The following is an 18,554-nucleotide window of genomic DNA, read 5'->3' as shown; positions in this document are numbered from 1 at the left end:
GCGATCGAACACGATGCGAAATCATGATCGACTACGGTGCGAACTGGCGATCGATCACCGTGCGAATATGCACCTTCGGCTGAGGCGTACTGGTTGCCCTGGTGAGCACCTTGCTGCAGCCCAACGTGCCATTCGCCCGCCCGGCCCAGATAGCCTACGTCCGCATATCTTTCACGTCGCTCGCCAAAGCCCTGGCCCAGCTCCCATGACCAGCCGCCGGCCTCATCGTCCGGCTGGTGGCGGTAATCCATGCGCGGTTTATCCCGGCTGGCCTGGACGGAGAGCGTGTCCTCGCGACCCAATGGGACGGAAAACAGCAGCTGAACGTGACTCGATGAATCCGTAAACGAGCGGGTATAGCTCAGCGTGGTGGAGATGTGTGCCGGCAGCGACAGCGACCAGGAGGCGTTGAGGTAGCGCTGTGTGCTGCCCTGAATGTTTTGCTGTACCCAGCCCGCGCCCACGGTGCCGAAGTGGGGGACGGAGTGGCTTACCCAAACGCTGTCGCTGCGTCTGACGGGCGCAGCACCGCTCATGCGGGCGTTGTCGGCGAAATCCGCCCCGGTACGGACGGTGCTGGCTGAAATGCCCGTTCCTCTGCCGCTCCACTGCCAGCCGAGGCCCCACTGAACGCCCTGGCCGTAAGGGCTGTCGCTCACGGCAACGTGCTGGCTGACCACCCCTACGGCGGGAGAGACCAGCCAGTCAGCGCCCGTGCCCACGTTGCGCAGCCTGCGCTGCTGCTCCGTATGCAGTGCCAGCGTCAGGTGATTATTAACCCCATAGCGCCAGCCCGCGTCCAGCAGAGGCGAGGCGGCATAGTCGTCGGAATGCAGGGCGTAGTTTTCCCGCATCCAGCCGATGTCCAGCGAGCCGCTGCTGAGCCCTTCCGCCAGCATGCCCGGCGCGCCGTAGAGATCGAGCTGTACGGCGCGACGCTGGCCGTTGATATCGGTAATGACCACCTCCGCCTGCCCGCTTCCGGTGAAGGAGGGCAGGGTATCCAGCAGAAAGTCTCCCGGCGTGACGCGCTGGCTGCTCTGCTTAAGACCGTCGATATACAAATCGACCGTGGAAGGCAGTACGGCGGTGTCGCTGTAGCGGCTGCGCGGTTCGGTATTGAGCTGGGGATTGAGTTCAAAATTACGCGCCCAGTGTAGCCCGCCAAAGCGCACCTGCCGGCTCCAGCGGGTACCGGTGGTGATGCTATCGCCCAGCGCCAGAGTGGTCAGCGAGTCGGTGTTATCCCACTGCCAGCGGGTTTCGAGACGCGTATGGGTCGGTCGACCGGCGCTGTTTTCCTCCCCGGCATGGCTTGAAAAACTGCTGCTGAACGTTCCGGGTAGCCCTCCGGACGCGGTCAGTATAGTCTGGGCATTAAGCTGGCGTTTCCCCTGCGCGTCGCTGGCGTAGAGCGCGTATCCGAGCGTGTAAGCGTTGACGGGCTGCGCATCAGGATAGCGAAACAGCGGCGTGGGCTTTGTGACGCTCAGATGCTGCTGGCCCTCGAACGCCTCTGCCTCTGCGGTAATCGACACCTGCTGGGACAGCACGTCGAGATTGACCTTCAGGCCCGGCAGGGACGTTAGTTCAACCCACCCGGCGCCATCGTCCGGGGCGTGAAGCCCCAGCTTTTTCATGTCGCTGCGGCTTATCCATAGCGCATTATCCACCACCCGGCAGGCCCAGAGCTCGCCTCGCGGGGCGTGGTTCACGGTAATGGCCAGCCATTGTACGGTGTCGGCGGGTTCAGCCCGGGCTGACAGCATGAGCGGTAGCCAAAACAGGAGCGCGAGAAGCGAGCGGGCGCAGGGGTATCTGGCTGGCATGGTGGTCATCATTGAGATAGACGCGCAGCGTGCTGAGCGCGTGTCGTGAAGCCTGCTTAAGCGGTAAAAGGGTGGTTTGTCCCGGGAGCACATAGCCCGCCAGGCCTTTAATCGAGCCTACAACCTGCCCATCGGCCGTCAGGACCTCAAGGTGGCTCAAGCGGATGTGGCGGTTTCCGGCGTTAAAGCAGCGGAGGGTGGCCGGCATTTCTGCCTGCTCGCAGCTCAGTGCATCGTGGCTGGCGGGCGCGTCCTGGTTCCCGGCAATAAACACCGGAATCGAGTAGCGCAGCAGGAAGTGCACCGCGTTGGGATTGGCGGCACGGGACGTGGCGTCCGGCAGCTCGTCAATGACCAGCCGGTAACTTTGCTCCTGTGCACGGACGCCAGGCTGCATGACGATAATGCGCACCAGCTGCTGCTGGCCCGGCGCCAGTGATGTCATCGCCGGGCTGCTGACCACCTCCCCGGTGGCCACCAGAACATCTTTACCGTTTTTTTGCGTCCATTCGTACACCCGAATCTGCGCATGGATGGCCGCTTTCCCACTGTTAGTGAGATAGACCGCCGCTGCCCGCTGATTGCTCTGCAGGTCGAGCGTTACCGGGGCCACCTGAAGCGTGGCGGCCAGCGCGTAGCGCGACAGCAGCGCCAGCATCATGAGCCACAGAATGAAGCAGGGAAGGTAGCGACGCACGATCAGTACTCCAGTTTTAACGTGATATCGTCGCTGTAGGTACCTGCCTGGGCGGTTGTCAGCGCCCCGGCGTCAATGACGCCATACAGCGTTTCCTCCTGTTCCGCACCGTTGCCGGTATCGTCCAGGCCATTCGTGCCGGTGATTTGCGTCTGTTTGCCTTCGTCGGCAAAGAGTTTCCACGCAATCTTCTGCGCGCCCGTTTCGCCGTTTTCCGGCTTCAGCCAGAAGGTACCGTTTTCGCCGTCGTTGCTGGTGGCTGTGAGGGTGAACGGCGTGCCGTTGGTACAGACGATATCGACCTGCGTTTTGGCCTGGATTTCGCTCGACTCATCGGAGCCGTGACGCGAGAAGTTGAGGTCGTTGGCTTTAAGGGTGCACGACTTCACGACCTCAAGTGATACGTGCATCGTCGCGCTTGCGGTACTGTCTGCGGCGATCGCAGCAGCAGGAAGCAGGAGAACGGAACAACTTACAAGGGTGGGAATAATTTTCATGATCTTATTTCCTGACGTGAGTAACTGTGCAATTACAAAGCGAATGACTGAGCGTCCAGCAGGCAGAGTTTTCGATGGAATTCCGCCAGGCTGTGACAACAAAATTTGTTCATCGCGTTACGCTTGTGGGTGTAGATCGTTTTAGGGGACTTATTCATGATTTTTGCGATGCGAACCGGACTGAATCCTTTATGGAGCAACATGCAAACCCGCCTCTCCTGATGCGAGAGCGTGGCGGCGTTTTCGATGGCGAATGTCGTGTCGCTAAAACAGTGGCTTAGCTGCGCAAACGAGAGGTTGTCCGCGACCACTCGGACCCGCTCGTTGCGCAGGCAGGCGTGAACGTCGCAGACCCGCGCGGCATCCGTAAATACCAGCCAGTTCTCTCCAGCGTGTGTATTAAGCAGCCGTTCCTGCAGGTGCAAAAGCCCTTCAGGATTAACGTCATGGATCCAATACATCTCCGGGCGAGGGGTAACGGCCGTCGAGATCATCGAAGTGAGGCCAAGCCATAAAAACGTATTCCCGCTCAGAACGATAACCTGATAACCAGCATTCGGAATGAAAGGGGTCATTTTCTACCCCACAGATAGCCCTGGCCGTAATCGGCCGCGCTGGCGCGGGCCAGCTCGAAATCACCCGCGGTTTCGATGCCTTCGATCAGCACCTTGCTGGCGACGCGCTTGCACTGGCGGGTGAGATGCAGAAACTTTGCCTGCTCGATCCGCCCGTTCCAGAAGGTATGTTTGTCAATTTTGATGCCGCAGAAGCGGATCTGGCTGGTCAGAAGATCGGGAAGAAGGTCTTCGCAGACATCGTCTGCCCACACTTCTATCCCCCACTGATGGAGCGTCGCGATGCATTTCCGCAGTGCCAGGCTTTGCGTATCCTCGAGCTGGACCATCGTATGGAGATCGGTGACCTCGATAGCAAGTCTCTCCGGGCAGGGTGTCTCTTCTTTTAGCCTGTCGAGGAAGTCCGTTTCCAGCAGTAAATCCGATGTCGCATTGAGATAATACTTGTCGCCATCCTTGCAAAACATGGCGTGACGAAGCTGCGCAAAGAAGTGCGCTTTACGCTGCGTCGCGGGCATCGAGCCAAAGTAATCTTCAAGATTGACGTGAGGCTTTGCCGTAGACAATACCTCCCAGGCAATCACATTTTCACTGCGCAGTGCCCGGATGGATTCGAACTTATAGCCGGTTAGCATGATAAAAGTGCGTAACGCTCCGTTGTGATTTCAGGAGCCGCACATTTTATGGATTTGTATTTTGGTGGGATATTTATAAATAAAAATGGCTTATATAAAGAGTTTTTATCTAATTTATAAGCATGATATAGGATTATTTATTTTCGTGAGCGCCCGGCAGCACGCCGGGCACGACGCGTGTTAACCCGCTTTGCTGACGATTTTGATTTCAACCATGCCGATCCCGAGCTCGCGCGGTGAGTGCCCAAGGATATTCCCCTCGTTCGTGGACTGCGGGTCCGGCGGCACGATCACCAGGGTATTGCTGCGCGAAGGATTCTCAAAATGCAGCGTCTGCGTGCTCACGTCGTTCCCAAGCGTCAGCGTCTGCTCCCGATCGCCCACGCGCACGGGCACGGGCTTGTTAGCGTTAGGGCCATACGCTCTGGCGGTGATCACCAGGTCGAACTGTTCCGGCAGCGGGTGGGCGTACTCAATTTTCACCTCGTTGCCCAGCTGCGCGTTTGACCAGCGTCCCCAGGACTCAGGACGCGAGATGCCGCTAAACTGCTTCACTTCCTCGGGTGCGCCGGCCACGTTAAAGATAAAGCTGTCCGCTTTGTAGCGAATATCGTTATCGCTGACTTTCAGCATGTCGATGTTGTGCTGATAGCGCGCGGTATCAATCACCGTATCGTTGAACGCGGTTTTGCCTTTCCACTGGGCTTTATCCACGTGCTGCACGGTTTGCTCCCCGCCAAGCTGGCCCTGAGAGACGCACCAGTCGGTAGAAAGCGCCAGCGGCTGCGACCAGAGCTGGCCCATTTTGTAGCACCGGTCGACCCAGACGAAATTATCGCGCGGAGCAAAATCGGCCAGCTGATAGCGCAGCGGCGCGGAATATTCGCTTTCCGGCAGCGGCTCGACGCGCCCCGCCGACACGCGCACCAGCAGCGGCAGACGGAAGCTGCTGCCCGAGAAGGCAATCGTGTTTTTATCCCGATCGACGGTAAAGACCTTCATCTCTTTCGGGAAGTTCCACAGGCGGATAATGTCTGGCTTCCAGGCGAGGATTTTATCCTTCATGTTGAGGAACACTTCCGACAGGGATTGCCCCGACAGCGTACTGCGGCCCAGGCCAATAAAGTTATCGCCGCCCAGAATGTCCAGCACGGTTGCGCCGTTATCCATGGAGTTGCGTTTGGTGGCAATTACCTCCTGCTGCGGCTGGTCGCCGCGCAGGACAAAGAACAGGTTGCTGCGGTCCTGCTTGTTGAGCCGATCCCAGGCGCTGTTTTTCATCGCCAGATGGTCAGACGAAACGACGATGACGGTGTTTTTAAACCAGGGCGAGGCTTTGATTTTCTCGACCAGCGCGGCAATGTGCTCCTGACTGCAGGTGACGGCGCTGAAGGACGTGTTGTTTTTGCCGTCGACGTCATAGCTTTTGCGTTTGCAGCTGCGCGAGACGAACCCGTCCGGATGGTGGGTATCCACCGTCAGCGCAAAGAGGGAGAAACGCTTGCCCGCGCGGGACAGCTCCTCGAATTTCTTCCAGGTTTCGTCGAGTACCGTATCGTCATAGAAGCCCCAGTCGTTGCGGTAGCTCGGATCGGCAACCGTCGTTTTTAACTCTTCTGAGCCATACAGGTGGTCAAAACCGTGGGATTTCAGGAACACGTCTTTTCCGGCAAAGCGCAGGTTTGCCCCCTGCACAAAATAGTTTTCGTAGCCGGAGTTTTTCAGGATATCGCCGAGGCAAATATTCTGTGGGAAGAACGTCGACATTGAGGCTGAGGCGTTACCTTCAAAAGGCGCGAACAGCGGGATACCGCACTGGGAGGCAACCATCCCGGCAATCGTATAATCCGTGCCGGGAAGCTGCATTGTGTGGCTGAAATCGAGCCCTTCATTTTTCAGCGCGCCCAGGTCCGGCGTCAGGTTGGGGAAGGCATCGTTATCAAAGTACGTGCGCTCCAGGCTTTCGCCGTAGATGTAGACCAGATTGAGCTTCGGGTTGGCGATCGTTTTGGACGGTTCTTTGTAGTAAGCCGCGAAATCCGGATCGCCGTCGCGCGACTGGGATTTCACCAGCTCGGTGATCTGATGGAACGCCGGGCTGGCGTCGACGGAGGCCAGCGCCAGGAACAACGCCAGCAGGCTATAGCCATGATGGTGCGGGTGATGGCGACGTCGGCGCAGCACCCAGGCCAGCGCGCCAAAAATCGTCACCAGCGCGACGATAAGGCCTAGCCCCGGAAGAATGTATTTGCCCACGCCCGCGCCCGTCAGGCTGTTCGTCAGCGTGTAGAGCACCGCATCGTTAATACCGTCACCGGTAAAATAGTCGCTGGCGTATAAGGTAATGTTTAAAATAATAAAAATGCCGAGTACTACCAGCGTGGCGATAAACCACCAGGTGTGACGGCCGGCTTTCCAGGCGTAAACGCCGACAGAAGCCAGAAAAAGGATAAGAGACATGAATTCTGACAACAGCATATCCTCATGACGCCAGGTGCTTCGCTGGCTAACTGTTTATTTTTTGGGTCATACAATGTAATTGCGATGTCGTTAAGCTGCAATTTTAGTGTCACGAAAGTGTGCTGTTGTTAGGATTTGGTTTAGAAAATCGTTTTTATGAAGAAGGTCGCATCCTGACAAACGGACGCTGAGACGGTGGCAGCCAGGAAAAACGCTCGTTTAGCGCCGCGTTGCAAAACTATCGCATTAAACGCGGCGTGTTGTGGCATAAAATGGGGTAGATCAGGAGATGAAATTAACGCCTTGTTTCAGCACCAGATCGCAGGCTTTGGTTTTCACCTGTTTTGCCAGAGAAGAGTTGCCGAGTGTGCTCAGGTTTAGCTGCTGCCCGTTTTGCGCATTAAGCAGGCCCTGAATGCCGTCCATATAGTTGGTGTCCGCTTTCTGCTCCTGGGTATCCAGACCCAGTTTACCCAGCACCTGGTTTTTAACGTTTTGCGCGTCGGTCACGGAGGCCAGTTTTTGCTTCGCGCAATATTCAAGAATCCCCGCCGCGTTATTCATCGTGCCCGCGCTAAGGCTCTGAGAGCTGTTGCCCAGCAGGCTGGTGAGGGAAGAGGCGGAGAGTCCACCCTGAGAGCTGCTGCTCTCTTTGGTCAGCTCATTTGCCGCGCTTGACAGGGACTCCTGCCAGGACGCCGCTTGCGCTGCGCCGCTCACCAGCAGCGCGCCTAAAAAGGTGCTGATTAGAATCTGTTTTTTCATCATGGCTCTCTCAAAAAGGTCCGTTTTGGGCCGAAGGGGTTCCAGTATATACCTATGCCCTGGCGGCGATTCCTGGAACTGTCTTAATACTCTTTGCCGGTAACGCGGCTGCGGTAACTTTCCCAATCGAAGATGACATAAAGACTGTTACCTAGCTTCATGCGGTCCATGACGCGTTCACCCAGCAGGCGGGTCATCTCGTCGATATTGTGGTTCGTCAGCATGCCGGTGGGGCGTTTGGACGAGGAGCGGCGGTCGACAATCTGGTTGATGATCACTTTTTCATAGCGGGATTCTGTCTGAACGCCAATCTCGTCGATGACCAGTAAATCGACATTGCTCAGATCGTTGAGCAATTGCTCTTCACTGGTTTCGCGGTTGCTGAACGTGTCTTTCATCGCAGACATGATATCGGCCACGGTGATGATGAGAACCGATTTACCCCGCAGAAGCAGCTCGTTGCAGATAGCGGCTGCAAGGTGGTTTTTTCCGGTGCCCGGCTTGCCGCTAAAGATGAAGCTAGCGATGTTGCCGTCGAATTCATCCACGTACTGACGGGCGGCGGCAAGGGCGTTCATCTGCCCGCTGGTTTCGATTTTATAGTTATCAAACGAGCAGTTCTGGTGCAGGGGACGTATACCGGAGCGGTTAAAGGTGCGCTGCATTTTCATCGCCCGGTTTTCCCGGGCTAGCGCGGCGGCGCGGATCTCACCTTGCTCTTTTTGCCACGCCAGCAGCTCTTCACCCGTGGTAAAGGCGGGCTTCACGTTGGCAGGCATCATTTTTTGCAGACGTTTCATCAGGTCGCCGACGTTCTTCATTTCGCACCTCGGAATCCGCTGGGGATCTGTTTATCCGGTTCGGAAAACGCGTTGATATCGCGTTTGGGCTGGCCGTTGTTGCCGGCGCGGGTAATTTGAAGATGACGCGCGAGCTTTTGCTGCCATTGAATATGGGTGAAGACTTTCCCTTCCGCCTGCCACCAGGCGGTAAACGCGGCGAGCTCTTCCGCGGTGGCAGGCTGGGTTAGCGCAATGCCCCACAGCGCGGCCTGCCGCTGAAAATCCGCATCCGGCTGCCAGCCCGCGTACAGGGCAAATTTTCCCATCGGAACGGTCACGGGGACGTTAACCGGTTCATCAAAGAACTGGTTGTCCAGCGTGATATCGCTCGCCGGGCGTGACAGTTGCGCTTCAATCTCCAGAAGCTGCGCCAGGCGTTCCGGCGTGATTGCGTAGAATGCCGGCGCGTTGTCGGCAAAAACCGCAACCGTGCCGCCTTCGGCATGGGTCAACACACCGCGTGGGTCGCGCATAAAGGCATCAATGCCAGCAATGCTGGTGGTCAGAATTCTGGAGGACATAACGCTTACTCTACTGATTACTACGGGCGTGATATGGGCTTATGGTAGCACAGAGAGAGGAAAGGGAAGGAGGGGATTTCCCCGGTGGCGCTGCGCTTACCGGGGCTACAGTCATAGACCTGATAAGCGCAGCACCATCAGGCATTTATCACGCGATGATATTCAGAGTCACATCGATGTTGCCGCGGGTCGCGTTAGAGTACGGGCAAACAATGTGCGCCGCATCGACCAGCTTTTTAGCTTCCGCGGGATCCATTCCCTCAACGTGGATGTTCAGTTTTGCCTCGATACCAAAACCGGTTGGCAGCGGTCCAATACCCACTTCGCCTTCAATAAAGGCATCTTTTGGCAGGGTGAATTTGTCGCGTGCGGCCACGAACTTCATCGCGCCCAGGAAGCAGGCAGAGTAGCCCGCAGCAAACAGCTGCTCAGGGTTAGTTACTTCTCCGCCCATGCCGCCCATCTCTTTTGGCACGCCCAGTTTTACGTCCAGTACGCCATCGGAAGATGTCGCGCGACCATCACGGCCACCGGTTGCTTTTGCTTTGGCGGTATAAATAACTTTTTCTAAAGACATGGCAGGTTCCTCATCTTGCGTTAATATGTGCTATTAAATAGCGTGCGATATATATGGGTGATAATTACGCGTAAAGTATAGCTTTACGCGCGGTGTAGCTGTTGTCGCAAAAGTTCGAGCTGCTGTTTGAGCGCCAGCAAAGTGTCGGTATCACACTGCGCCGCGCAACCCACCGCATGGGGAATACCCAATGCCTGCTGCTGCAGTTCACGTCCCGCATCACTCAGGGTGACGGCGACCTGACGTTCGTCTTTGCGTGAACGATGACGGTTGATTAACCCACCGCTTTCCAGCCGTTTTAACAGCGGCGTAAGGGTCGCAGAGTCCAGAAACAGGCGTTCGCCGATGTCCGACACCGTGACGTCATCCTGCTCCCACAGCACCAGCATTACCAGATATTGCGGGTAAGTCAGGTTCAGCGGTGCCAGCAGTTGCCGGTACAGCTTGTTAAGCGCCAGATTTGCCGAATAGAGGGCAAAGCAAAGCTGGTTATCCAGCTTGAGCGCAGCGGTTGCGTCGTTCGTTTTCGCGTTCATGAGATGAATATAAGTAGTGTGCGATTTAATTGCAAGCAATTTTATGGGCAGGTGTAGCGGAGCGCCACCTGAACGGCCATTTTGCGGTAGTGCTGGCGCTGAGCCTGTTCGTCCGCCCCGTCTTCAAACAGGAGCGTGAAGGTGTAACTGTTGGCAACGTAGTGAAAGCTGAAGCTGCTTATCAGGCGGTGAAGATCGCGGGCGTCAACCGTCTGGCTGAAGAGCTGTTTTTCTTTGCCCCGGTGCAGGATGCCCTCCAGCAGGTCGAGCGCGCTACGGTTGACCTGGCGAAGATAGCTCGACTGCTGCATGAAGCGGCCCCGCTGCATGTTTTCCATGCAGATAATCCGGATGTAGTCCGGGTGGTCGGCGTGATAGTCAAAGGTGGCTTCAACCAGGTTCACCAGCGCTTCGACGGGGGGCATTCCCGCCAGGCTTAGCGCTTTTTCACTGGCGCGGATCTGGGTGTAAACATGTTCCAGAACCAGGAGATAGAGATTCTCTTTATTCTTAAAATGGTAAACCACCATGCGTTTGGTGGTGCCCGCTTTTTCCGCGATCTGCTCCATGCGGGCACCGTTCAATCCATACTCGGCAAAAAGCGCGATGGCGCTCTGAAAAATTTTCTCTTTCAGGCTGGATTCTTCGCTGTGCTCGGGGTGTTCGCTGCCAGGGTTAGCCACATCCTTTCCTTATTTTCACCAAACGGACCAGAAGGATTATCTCCATGGCAGCGAAATAACACAAATATCAAACGCGTGGGCGTTTGCGGTACAGCCACAGCCCGGGGATCGACAGGCCGATGGAGAGCGCGCCGACGATGGACGAGGCCTTAAGAAAGTTGCTCAGGAGGAGAATCATCTGCGGCTCGGTGTAGCCAAAATGGCTGATTTTCACCGCGGATATCATTGCCGTATACGCAGATATGCCCGGGAACATTGGGATCACGGCGGCGACGGTGAACACCTTGGGATGCGCCAGATACCAGCGCGACCACTGGATGCCGATACTGCCAACCAGCATGGAGGCCATAAATGTCGACCATTCGATGTTAAATCCTGCGGTCATCATCACCATTCGCGAGCCATGGCCAATCGCGCCCAGCAGCGCACACCACCGCAGAGCGCGTTGCGGAACGTTAAACACCATCGCAAAGCCGACGGCAGGAATGGCGGCCAGAAGCATGTCCTGTGCCAGCGCCAGCAGAAAATCTATCACGCCCATCCGCGTAACCCCCAGAGCGTCATGGCCATCACTACGCCGATGCAGGTCGCCAGCGTCAGCAGGCTGGCAATAGCCCAGCGTGCCAGACCGGTATTGATGTGTCCTTTAAACATGTCGGCAACGGCGTTGATCAACGGAAAGCCCGGAACAAGCAGAAGCACGCTGGCAGCCATGGCAATAGTCGGGGTAGTGGCAAACTGCGGCAGGCGCAGCAGCAGGCCGGAAACCGTGGTGGCGACAAATGCGGTAATGCAGAAGTTAATTTGCGGATGCAGCTGTCTGTGCGTCAGCAGCTGGCGAACGTACATGGCGATACTGCTGGCGAAAAAGGTGACGATCGCGCCGTCCCAGCCGCCTTTATTGAGCTTACAAAAGCAGGCGCAAGACAGCCCTACCATCACCACGACAAGCCAGCGCGGATAACGTAATGGCTTAATTTGGTTGAACCGTTTTTCAATCTCCCGAAGATCGAGAAGCTTATGTTCAGCAAGGATGACGATGTGCTGCACTTCGGTCACGACGTGCATGTTAATGCCGCGGTCATGGTTTTTGCGGGTGGAGGTCAGGCACTGACCGTCTTTGATCGTGGTCAGCACGATGGCGTTGGATGAAATAGCGCTTTCAACGCTATCCATACCCAGCGCCAGTCCCAGCCGGGTGGAAAGCTCCTCAACCAATGCGCTTTCCGCGCCGTGCTGGAGCAGAAAAAGACCGCACTGAATACATAGCCGCGTGATAGCACGCTGCGTTGACCGATCTGCCTGCATGTATTGTCCTGAAGAAGGTGGAAAGTTGCCGGTTGGCCCATAGCGATTATTTTTAGCACAAAGTGCAGTGCCACTTGCTGTGGGCCAGATCAAGGTTTATGCAAACAGTTGCTGCCCTTAAGTGCGGAAGGGGTTGGGATTAATTCATCATTTTGGTGAATTATTAATACTAAAATATAAGTTATTTATATTTAGTTATTCTAATTTTATATTGTAGTTATTTTAATGACACTGCAATTAAATTTAATTTCGCTTTGTGAGATATTACTGCTGTTTAGGCATTTCTTAAACTAAGAATACATCTTATCTTCTGCTTGCATTAACCTGCTTTACACTCAGGGACGAAAAATACTCATACGTTGATGCATTTTAACGTTACTCATCACATGAAGAATGGACACGGAGGGTCTATGTTGTCTTTGCACGGTAAGCATAGCGTTATCATTAGCCGGATACCGGTCATGCAAAACGGGTTAGGGGGCGTGATGACTCGCCATTTCCCCGATTTTGAATTGACCTATTGCAGCTCATTGCAGGAGTTAACACTGCTCCAGCTACGCCGCGCTGACGTCATCATTGCCGATATTTCAGGCGAATACTGGAATCCTCGGGGCGCGCTCGAAGAGTATTTCAGTTTATTGAATCAATACCGGAACATTCACTGGATCTTTTTAGTTTCGCGTCCGCTTAACCCTATTGCCGTTGAGTTACTTGTGCGCCCGGAAAGTACGTTGCTTTCTGATATTGAACCCATTGAAGGGCTGGTTAACGCTATTCGGGCAGGTAGCGAACGCGCAGAGCGGGTAAGCCAGGCGTTGCTAACCCCGGAACCTCAAAGTCCGGGGGAAGAAGAAGAACAGGTTATCGCGCTCACGCACTCCGAACGCAAAGTATTGCGGCTGTTAGGTAAAGGATGGGGGATTAACCAAATCGCCACATTGCTCAAGAAGAGCAATAAAACTATCAGTGCGCAGAAAAACAGTGCGATGCGACGGCTGTCATTACGCAGTAATGCCGATATGTACGCCTGGATAAACAGTACACAGGGAATGCGAGAGCTGAGTTTGATGTCAGCCTATGGAGAGTTCGAGGAATGGAAAAAACCGATTCAACAAGACATATCGCCATCGTCGAAAATTGCACGATGAGTGCTGTTGGGCTAAAGCATCTTTTTGCGATGCCCGGCCTGAATCATTATCAGCTGCATCTGTTTAGTGAGTTTGACAGCTTTAAGAAAGCACTTCAGCACATCAATTTTTTCTCGCTGATCTATTCATATTCCGATGCGCGAGAAGAGCGTCGTCGCTGCCTGGCGCACCTGCGGGATTTTGCGTTTACGCATGGCCATATCCAGCGCATTATCCTGGTCGCTGATGAGATGGAAGCAAGATTAATTAGTCATCTTTCCCCGTCACGCCTTCACGGTGTGGTCAGCAAATCGCTGACGCTTGAGCGCCTGCAGAATGAACTCATGGTATTGCTGAGTGAAACCCTGCGCATCAATGACAATATGATGAATCACTGGTACCGGAGTCAAAGCAGAATGTTAAGCCCAACAGAACGGGCAATATTGCGTTATATGTCTTGCGGCTATTCCATTCCTCAAATCGCGGCACAGCTTGAACGCAATATTAAGACCATCCGGGCGCATAAGTTTAATGCGATGGTGAAGTTGGGGGTAAACTCTGACGTAGGGCTACTCGATGCGGCGGATATTATTACCCACCTTTCTGCAAGAGAACCGCGAAGTTCGGCACTCAGCAAGCCGACCTTTTTATAACCTGCCTGTTGCGCGCCAGAAAGGATCTGGCGCATCAATCAGATGCAAACATCAACCCATTTTGCGGACGTCAGCTCTGCCATTCTGTCAGGTGAGATACGAACGGCACTATGAATTGCGCCTGCGGCGGGCAGGACTTCGGCGTACTGCTTTAACGAGATGTCGCAGTAAACCGCGAGCGGGTTTTCCAGGCCGAACGGGCATACGCCGCCAACGGGATGACCGGTGATGGTCACCACTTCATCACTGCTGAGCATGCGCGCTTTTGCACCAAACGTGTCTTTCAGCTTTTTGTTATCCAGGCGCGCATCGCCTTTCGCTACCACCAGAATCACCTCATTTTTCACCTTTAATGACAAGGTTTTGGCGATTTGTCCCGGTTCAACACGATGGGCGGCAGCAGCCAACGCAACGGTAGCGGTACTCTGGCTAAGTTCAATGACGTCTATATCCGGCGCGTTGTCGGCAAAAAACTGCTGTACAGACTGCAAACTCATTGTTTCCTCCTGACAAATATCCTGCGTAATCTGTCATAAGAATTTATGCTCTGTAAATATCTCTTCAGTAACAAATATCCCGAACGGCTGATTTCTGGATCCTCTTCACAATCACGGAAACCGGTTACAGTAACCGGTTGCAGAGCGTGATGCGTCGATTAATACTGAGTACGTAACGTCCCCTGTATCCAATAATAAGAGCAAATTATGAAACCATTCCGTCTGAGCAGTACCCCTGGTCCACAAGCCAGCAAGGTTGTGAAGGTGATTTATGGAACAACGTGCGGCGCAAATGTGCCCGTAACAAACGTCTGACAGGAGATCTGCCATGTCTGCCAACCATGCTGCGTTTAACCTGATATTCCGTTTTGTTGAAAATTACGTGAGCCCGATTGCCGGGCGGATCTCTTCCCAGCGTCATGTCATGGCTATCCGTGATGGGTTTATCTCCGCGATGCCATTTATGATTGTGGGTTCATTTTTGTTAGTGTTCGCATACCCGCCGTTTTCGCCGGATACTACCTGGGGTTTCGCCCGAGCATGGCTGGATATGGCGAAGCAGTTTGAAGGCCAGATCCTGACGCCGTTTGATATGACGATGGGCATTATGTCCATTTATATCTGTGCCGCCATTGCCTACAACCTTGGCAAACACTATGTCAAATCGCACCAGTTAGACCCGTTTATGTGTGCCATGCTGTCGCTGATGGCGTTTCTGCTGGTCGCGGCACCGAAAACCAAAGGCACGCTGCCAGTCGACAGCCTGGGTGGGACGGGCATTTTTACCGCGATTCTGGTGGCGATCTACTGCGTTGAGATGATGCGTTTCCTCAAGGCGCATAACATCGGTATTCGCCTGCCAGACCAGGTTCCTCCGATGATCAAAAACTCTTTTGATCTGCTCATCCCGGTGCTGGTAGTGGTGTTGACGCTTTATCCTCTGAGCCTGCTCATTCAGTCTCAGTTCGGCGTGCTGATCCCGCAGGCCATTATGTCGGTCTTTAAACCTTTGGTTTCCGCAGCGGATTCCCTGCCTGCGATCCTGCTGGCCGTGTTGATTGGCCATCTGCTGTGGTTCGCCGGGATCCACGGAGCCGCCATCGTCTCCGGGATGCTGCAGATGTTCTGGCTGACTAACCTGGGCGCTAACCAGACCGCGCTGGCCGCCAGCCAGCCTCTGCCGCATATTTTTATGGAGGCCTTCTGGACGTTCTTTATCGTGATTGGCGGGTCGGGCGCCACGATGGGGCTGGTGATTTGCTATCTGCGTAGCCGTTCAGCGCATTTACGCTCTATCGGGCGTTTGAGCGTGGTACCCAGCTTCTTTAACATCAACGAACCCGTCATTTTCGGTACGCCAATTGTGATGAACCCGGTGTTCTTTATTCCGTTTCTGCTGGCACCGATGGTAAATGCAGTGCTGGCCTGGGCGGCGATGACGTTTGACCTGATTGGCCGCGTCATCTCAGTGGTCCCCTGGACGGCACCGGCGCCAATAGGCGCAGCGTGGGCTCTGGGCTGGGATTTCCGCGCGGCTATTCTGGTTGTGGTTCTGGCCTGCGTATCGGCAATCATCTACTTCCCGTTCTTCAAAGTGTACGAGAAACAGCTGCTGGAGCAGGAAGCGGAAGAGGCACAGCGTAACGCGGAAGAGGACAATCAGCAGGTGGCTTAGGTAAAAGCAAAACGGCAACTCAGGTTGCCGTTTTTAGTGTTTGTTCCCTCTCCCTGTGGGTGAGGGCATCAGGCCGGGGCCGACTACTTCAGCGTACAATCCCCGCACTGCTTAACATCTGGCAGACGGTAGCGCTGGCAGCAGGTGCGGCGAACCAGAAGCCCATCACGGAGCACGACAGTACGGAATAACGGGTTGTCGCGACCATCGGAAAGCTGTTTTGCAAAGAAACAGGACTGACGCAGGGCATCAACGTTCTCATCACCAAGCAGAGGCTTCATTTCCGTTAAATACCAGTGGATTAAATAGCCCGTATTGCTCCAGATAAGCTTCGCGTTAATCTCTCCCGTCGCTTCAAGCGCTTCCACCACCGGGATCAGGGCCTGGATGATAAGCTGCTCCATGCGCTCCTGGGCCGTCAGGCGTTCCGCGTTCTGGTCTTCGTGCAGATCAATCCAGAAACAGGCCGCACGCCCGGTTTCGTGAAACTCGACGTGGAAATTATCCGGCGAGAGTTCCAGCATGCTCTTCTGGGTTAACAGCGCCAGCATGAGGGGAGGCACCATCAGCCCGATATACCACTGCGCCCAGAGAGAGAGCAGTGGTTTATTTTCCCGCGTAAGAGTGGGCTGATTGCGATAGATATGGTCGGAATAGGTGGCCAGCAGCGACTGCAGTTTTGTCGGTTGACGCCACTCTGAGAGCGTCATGGCGTGGTTCGGGTGCGCTTCATCAAGCCGGATAAAGTCCAGCAGGTGGGCTCGCGTCTCCGCAATCTTATCCCGTATGGCATCCGCAAGCGAAGCATTCCCGCTGGTGAGGGGCGCTCGCCAGAGGAGGGGTTCGACGATGTGTGCGGTATGCGTGGCCATAGTATAGATAGAAATCTAAATGATAATGATTGCCAATCCTAACTATTGCTCATACCAATGGCAAGACTTTTGTCCGGGTGACGTCGCCGTGATGTTTATGCTGTCTGCAGCTCTTCGCTTAACAGAATGTTATTGCGCCCCATATGCTTTGCTTCGTAGAGGGCTTTGTCTGCTTTTTCCAGCGCACCTTCCACGTCTTCATCCTCGAAAATAGCAATACCAATGCTGATGGTGACGTTTGTCGCGACACTCTCGTTAAATAGATGCGGGATTTTCAAATCGTAGACTTTCTGACGGATCCGCTCGGCCGTCTGGCGGGCATGTTCGAGAGAAATATTGGTCAGCAGCACCATAAACTCTTCTCCGCCAAAACGCGCCACAATATCGCGAGAACGCACGGCGTCGCGGATTGCCGCAGAGACGCGCTTAAGCGCCTGGTCGCCCATCATATGGCCATAATGATCGTTATAGGCTTTAAAGTGGTCGATATCCATCAGCAGAACAAAGTGCTCGCCATTTTCTACCGTCGGCAGGTTCTCCAGACGGCTTTGCAGACCGCGACGATTATAGAGGCCGGTAAGCGGGTCCATCATGCTGAGATCGGTAAGGGTTTCTCGCTCTTCCAACAGGCGTGAGAGCAATTCCTGAGCGAAACGATCATTACGCGTTTGCAAAATGTTATGAATAGCAATTGCCACCACAGGAAGTGCGAAAGAATAGGTCATTCTCAGCCATATATCGTGATCGCTTAGCCACAGGCAGACAATAAAGGTGGGCAATGAGTGCAGCGTAAATGCTTTGATATTACTGGCGAATGCCAGCGTTCCGATAAAAAGTACCGTTAATAGAGCGATTAACAAATACGTCGCGTGGTCGTGGGTAATTAAGGCGAATTTAGACACAATTTGCCAGGCCCACAAAATACCGAAGATCCCTGAAACAACGGGAATATTTATCTTCCGCGCGCGCTTTCTCCAGTGCCAGACGAACAGGCCGGTGCTGATGGAGAAAATAGCAATAAGTGGGGCAGATAACAGGCGTACAGAATTGAGCGGATTTGTTACCGAGAACACTGCCGAGGTTGCGTTCAGAAATAAAAATAAACGTAACGACAATTGATATTTTCTGTGAACCAAAGACCGCCAGGATTGTGATGTCATAGTCGTGCGTTTTTATTAAAATTTAATTAAAACAAATAAGTAGGTGCCGTTTCGCAATAAAACATGCAAAAAACTCAAAGAGTAATTATCAGAAAATCTTTAGATGTTGTTAACAGGTGTGCAATTTATCACCTTAGGCAATTCCTGTCATTACGGGAAAGGTAAAGGTCGATGGATTTTGATTCATTCAGCTGACAAATGATAATGTGTGTCATATGATATTGGTTATCATTATCGTTGTGAGAGGGCAGATCATGTTGAACAGGGCGCTTGGCAGTGGTTGGGGGGTATTGCTACCGGGAGCCATTCTCGGCGGGTTGATGTTTGCCGATCTCTCCCTTGATACCTGGAAAGCGATCATTGTGTCAGGACTGTTAGTCACGTCAGGCATGATCTGGCATAAGCAGCTGCGCCACTTTGTTTTACTGCCATCATGCGTAGCACTGGTCAGTGGAATTCTGGTGATACTGATGAGTTTGAAATAACAGGGAAAACAAGAGGAACTTCAGAAGGGATGTAAGATAATTGGTGCGAGGGGGGGGACTCGAACCCCCACATCCTAAGGACACTAACACCTGAAGCTAGCGCGTCTACCAATTCCGCCACCTTCGCACAGTCATCTTACTATTGTTGATATCGCCTCAT

The 18,554-nt window shown here is 54.2% G+C and carries 21 protein-coding genes and 1 tRNA gene; 4 read left to right on the top strand and 18 right to left on the bottom strand.

Annotated features, from left to right (window positions below):
* From DEO48_RS15230 to DEO48_RS15165, 14 genes are all read right to left on the bottom strand, one after another.
* Positions 1-1,829 (bottom strand): fimbrial biogenesis outer membrane usher protein (locus tag DEO48_RS15230; RefSeq protein WP_258306106.1); only part of this gene is annotated, 1,829 nt, incomplete at its 3' end.
* Positions 1,750-2,526, bottom strand: coding sequence for a molecular chaperone (locus DEO48_RS15225; protein WP_109845626.1), 777 nt, complete (start codon positions 2,524-2,526; stop codon positions 1,750-1,752). The genes DEO48_RS15225 and DEO48_RS15230, both read right to left, overlap by 80 nt.
* Positions 2,527-2,528: 2 nt before the next feature.
* Positions 2,529-3,023: a spore coat protein U domain-containing protein gene (locus tag DEO48_RS15220; protein WP_109845625.1), complete on the bottom strand. Its 495-nt coding sequence runs from the start codon at positions 3,021-3,023 to the stop codon at positions 2,529-2,531.
* Positions 3,024-3,055: 32 nt separating this feature from the next.
* Positions 3,056-3,598 (bottom strand): LuxR family transcriptional regulator, encoded by a 543-nt coding sequence (locus tag DEO48_RS15215; protein ID WP_047173292.1) that lies wholly within the window; start codon positions 3,596-3,598, stop codon positions 3,056-3,058.
* Positions 3,595-4,233 carry an EAL domain-containing protein gene (locus DEO48_RS15210; RefSeq protein WP_109845624.1) on the bottom strand — a complete coding sequence of 213 codons (639 nt, stop codon included), beginning with the start codon at positions 4,231-4,233 and terminating at the stop codon, positions 3,595-3,597. Before DEO48_RS15210 ends, DEO48_RS15215 begins: the two co-directional genes overlap by 4 nt.
* Positions 4,234-4,413: 180 nt before the next feature.
* Positions 4,414-6,705, bottom strand: coding sequence for a phosphatidylglycerol--membrane-oligosaccharide glycerophosphotransferase (opgB, locus tag DEO48_RS15205; RefSeq protein WP_146198275.1), 2,292 nt, complete (start codon positions 6,703-6,705; stop codon positions 4,414-4,416).
* Positions 6,706-6,975: 270 nt separating this feature from the next.
* A complete protein-coding gene (locus DEO48_RS15200) occupies positions 6,976-7,458 on the bottom strand; it encodes a DUF2501 domain-containing protein (protein ID WP_109845628.1) in 483 nt (160 codons plus the stop codon).
* Between the two features lie 83 nt (positions 7,459-7,541).
* A complete protein-coding gene (gene dnaC / locus DEO48_RS15195) occupies positions 7,542-8,279 on the bottom strand; it encodes a DNA replication protein DnaC (protein ID WP_023310297.1) in 738 nt (245 codons plus the stop codon).
* The gene (dnaT, locus tag DEO48_RS15190) at positions 8,276-8,821 is read right to left on the bottom strand and encodes a primosomal protein DnaT (protein WP_029742210.1); all 546 of its coding nucleotides are present in this window, start codon (positions 8,819-8,821) and stop codon (positions 8,276-8,278) included. The genes dnaC and dnaT overlap by 4 nt, the downstream gene beginning before the upstream one ends.
* Positions 8,822-8,969: 148 nt before the next feature.
* Positions 8,970-9,398, bottom strand: a complete 429-nt coding sequence (locus tag DEO48_RS15185; RefSeq protein WP_109845622.1) for an organic hydroperoxide resistance protein — start codon at positions 9,396-9,398, stop codon at positions 8,970-8,972.
* Positions 9,399-9,481: 83 nt separating this feature from the next.
* Positions 9,482-9,934 (bottom strand): MarR family winged helix-turn-helix transcriptional regulator, encoded by a 453-nt coding sequence (locus DEO48_RS15180; protein ID WP_109845627.1) that lies wholly within the window; start codon positions 9,932-9,934, stop codon positions 9,482-9,484.
* A gap of 41 nt (positions 9,935-9,975) precedes the next feature.
* Entirely contained in the window at positions 9,976-10,617 is a 642-nt protein-coding gene (locus DEO48_RS15175; RefSeq protein ID WP_023310301.1) for a TetR family transcriptional regulator, read from the bottom strand.
* Between the two features lie 67 nt (positions 10,618-10,684).
* Entirely contained in the window at positions 10,685-11,158 is a 474-nt protein-coding gene (locus DEO48_RS15170) for a threonine/serine exporter (protein WP_023310302.1), read from the bottom strand.
* Positions 11,149-11,925, bottom strand: a complete 777-nt coding sequence (locus DEO48_RS15165) for a threonine/serine exporter ThrE family protein (RefSeq protein WP_109845621.1) — start codon at positions 11,923-11,925, stop codon at positions 11,149-11,151. The genes DEO48_RS15170 and DEO48_RS15165 overlap by 10 nt, the downstream gene beginning before the upstream one ends.
* 410 nt (positions 11,926-12,335) lie before the next feature.
* Here DEO48_RS15165 and DEO48_RS15160 point away from each other — a divergent pair, with 410 nt between their 5' ends.
* Positions 12,336-13,073: a response regulator transcription factor gene (locus tag DEO48_RS15160; protein ID WP_109845620.1), complete on the top strand. Its 738-nt coding sequence runs from the start codon at positions 12,336-12,338 to the stop codon at positions 13,071-13,073.
* Positions 13,070-13,705, top strand: a complete 636-nt coding sequence (bglJ, locus tag DEO48_RS15155) for a DNA-binding transcriptional activator BglJ (protein WP_109845619.1) — start codon at positions 13,070-13,072, stop codon at positions 13,703-13,705. The genes DEO48_RS15160 and bglJ overlap by 4 nt, the downstream gene beginning before the upstream one ends.
* 38 nt (positions 13,706-13,743) lie before the next feature.
* Here bglJ and DEO48_RS15150 read toward each other — a convergent pair whose 3' ends face one another.
* Positions 13,744-14,202 carry a YbaK/EbsC family protein gene (locus DEO48_RS15150; RefSeq protein ID WP_008502085.1) on the bottom strand — a complete coding sequence of 153 codons (459 nt, stop codon included), beginning with the start codon at positions 14,200-14,202 and terminating at the stop codon, positions 13,744-13,746.
* A gap of 328 nt (positions 14,203-14,530) precedes the next feature.
* Here DEO48_RS15150 and DEO48_RS15145 point away from each other — a divergent pair, with 328 nt between their 5' ends.
* Positions 14,531-15,877, top strand: coding sequence for a PTS sugar transporter subunit IIC (locus DEO48_RS15145; RefSeq protein WP_109845618.1), 1,347 nt, complete (start codon positions 14,531-14,533; stop codon positions 15,875-15,877).
* 83 nt (positions 15,878-15,960) lie between these two features.
* Here DEO48_RS15145 and fhuF read toward each other — a convergent pair whose 3' ends face one another.
* Together fhuF and DEO48_RS15135 are read right to left on the bottom strand one after the other, a co-directional pair.
* Positions 15,961-16,749 (bottom strand): siderophore-iron reductase FhuF, encoded by a 789-nt coding sequence (gene fhuF, locus DEO48_RS15140; protein ID WP_109845617.1) that lies wholly within the window; start codon positions 16,747-16,749, stop codon positions 15,961-15,963.
* Positions 16,750-16,844: 95 nt separating this feature from the next.
* Entirely contained in the window at positions 16,845-17,909 is a 1,065-nt protein-coding gene (locus DEO48_RS15135) for a diguanylate cyclase (RefSeq protein ID WP_029740020.1), read from the bottom strand.
* 215 nt (positions 17,910-18,124) lie between these two features.
* Here DEO48_RS15135 and DEO48_RS15130 point away from each other — a divergent pair, with 215 nt between their 5' ends.
* Positions 18,125-18,394, top strand: coding sequence for a DUF1435 domain-containing protein (locus DEO48_RS15130; protein WP_032660829.1), 270 nt, complete (start codon positions 18,125-18,127; stop codon positions 18,392-18,394).
* 41 nt (positions 18,395-18,435) lie between these two features.
* Here the strand turns inward: DEO48_RS15130 and DEO48_RS15125 are convergent.
* Positions 18,436-18,521 (bottom strand) — tRNA-Leu (locus DEO48_RS15125).
* Positions 18,522-18,554 lie beyond the last annotated feature (33 nt).

Source organism: Enterobacter sp. CGMCC 5087 (genome assembly GCF_003144775.1).
Lineage (GTDB): Bacteria > Pseudomonadota > Gammaproteobacteria > Enterobacterales > Enterobacteriaceae > Enterobacter > Enterobacter cloacae_M.
Note: the sequence above shows the minus strand (reverse complement) of the source record. Positions and strands in the feature narration are given on the sequence as shown.

Bases quoted from the DNA above. Each gene is read 5' to 3' on its own strand.
- DEO48_RS15220 (WP_109845625.1), bottom strand. From the start codon at position 3,023: ATGAAAATTATTCCCACCCTTGTAAGTTGTTCCGTTCTCCTGCTTCCT.
- DEO48_RS15215 (WP_047173292.1), bottom strand. From the start codon at position 3,598: ATGACCCCTTTCATTCCGAATGCTGGTTATCAGGTTATCGTTCTGAGC.
- DEO48_RS15210 (WP_109845624.1), bottom strand. From the start codon at position 4,233: ATGCTAACCGGCTATAAGTTCGAATCCATCCGGGCACTGCGCAGTGAA.
- DEO48_RS15200 (WP_109845628.1), bottom strand. From the start codon at position 7,458: ATGAAAAAACAGATTCTAATCAGCACCTTTTTAGGCGCGCTGCTGGTG.
- dnaC (WP_023310297.1), bottom strand. From the start codon at position 8,279: ATGAAGAACGTCGGCGACCTGATGAAACGTCTGCAAAAAATGATGCCT.
- dnaT (WP_029742210.1), bottom strand. From the start codon at position 8,821: ATGTCCTCCAGAATTCTGACCACCAGCATTGCTGGCATTGATGCCTTT.
- DEO48_RS15185 (WP_109845622.1), bottom strand. From the start codon at position 9,398: ATGTCTTTAGAAAAAGTTATTTATACCGCCAAAGCAAAAGCAACCGGT.
- DEO48_RS15180 (WP_109845627.1), bottom strand. From the start codon at position 9,934: ATGAACGCGAAAACGAACGACGCAACCGCTGCGCTCAAGCTGGATAAC.
- DEO48_RS15170 (WP_023310302.1), bottom strand. From the start codon at position 11,158: ATGGGCGTGATAGATTTTCTGCTGGCGCTGGCACAGGACATGCTTCTG.
- DEO48_RS15165 (WP_109845621.1), bottom strand. From the start codon at position 11,925: ATGCAGGCAGATCGGTCAACGCAGCGTGCTATCACGCGGCTATGTATT.
- DEO48_RS15160 (WP_109845620.1), top strand. From the start codon at position 12,336: ATGTTGTCTTTGCACGGTAAGCATAGCGTTATCATTAGCCGGATACCG.
- bglJ (WP_109845619.1), top strand. From the start codon at position 13,070: ATGAGTGCTGTTGGGCTAAAGCATCTTTTTGCGATGCCCGGCCTGAAT.
- DEO48_RS15150 (WP_008502085.1), bottom strand. From the start codon at position 14,202: ATGAGTTTGCAGTCTGTACAGCAGTTTTTTGCCGACAACGCGCCGGAT.
- DEO48_RS15145 (WP_109845618.1), top strand. From the start codon at position 14,531: ATGTCTGCCAACCATGCTGCGTTTAACCTGATATTCCGTTTTGTTGAA.
- fhuF (WP_109845617.1), bottom strand. From the start codon at position 16,749: ATGGCCACGCATACCGCACACATCGTCGAACCCCTCCTCTGGCGAGCG.
- DEO48_RS15135 (WP_029740020.1), bottom strand. From the start codon at position 17,909: ATGACATCACAATCCTGGCGGTCTTTGGTTCACAGAAAATATCAATTG.
- DEO48_RS15130 (WP_032660829.1), top strand. From the start codon at position 18,125: ATGATATTGGTTATCATTATCGTTGTGAGAGGGCAGATCATGTTGAAC.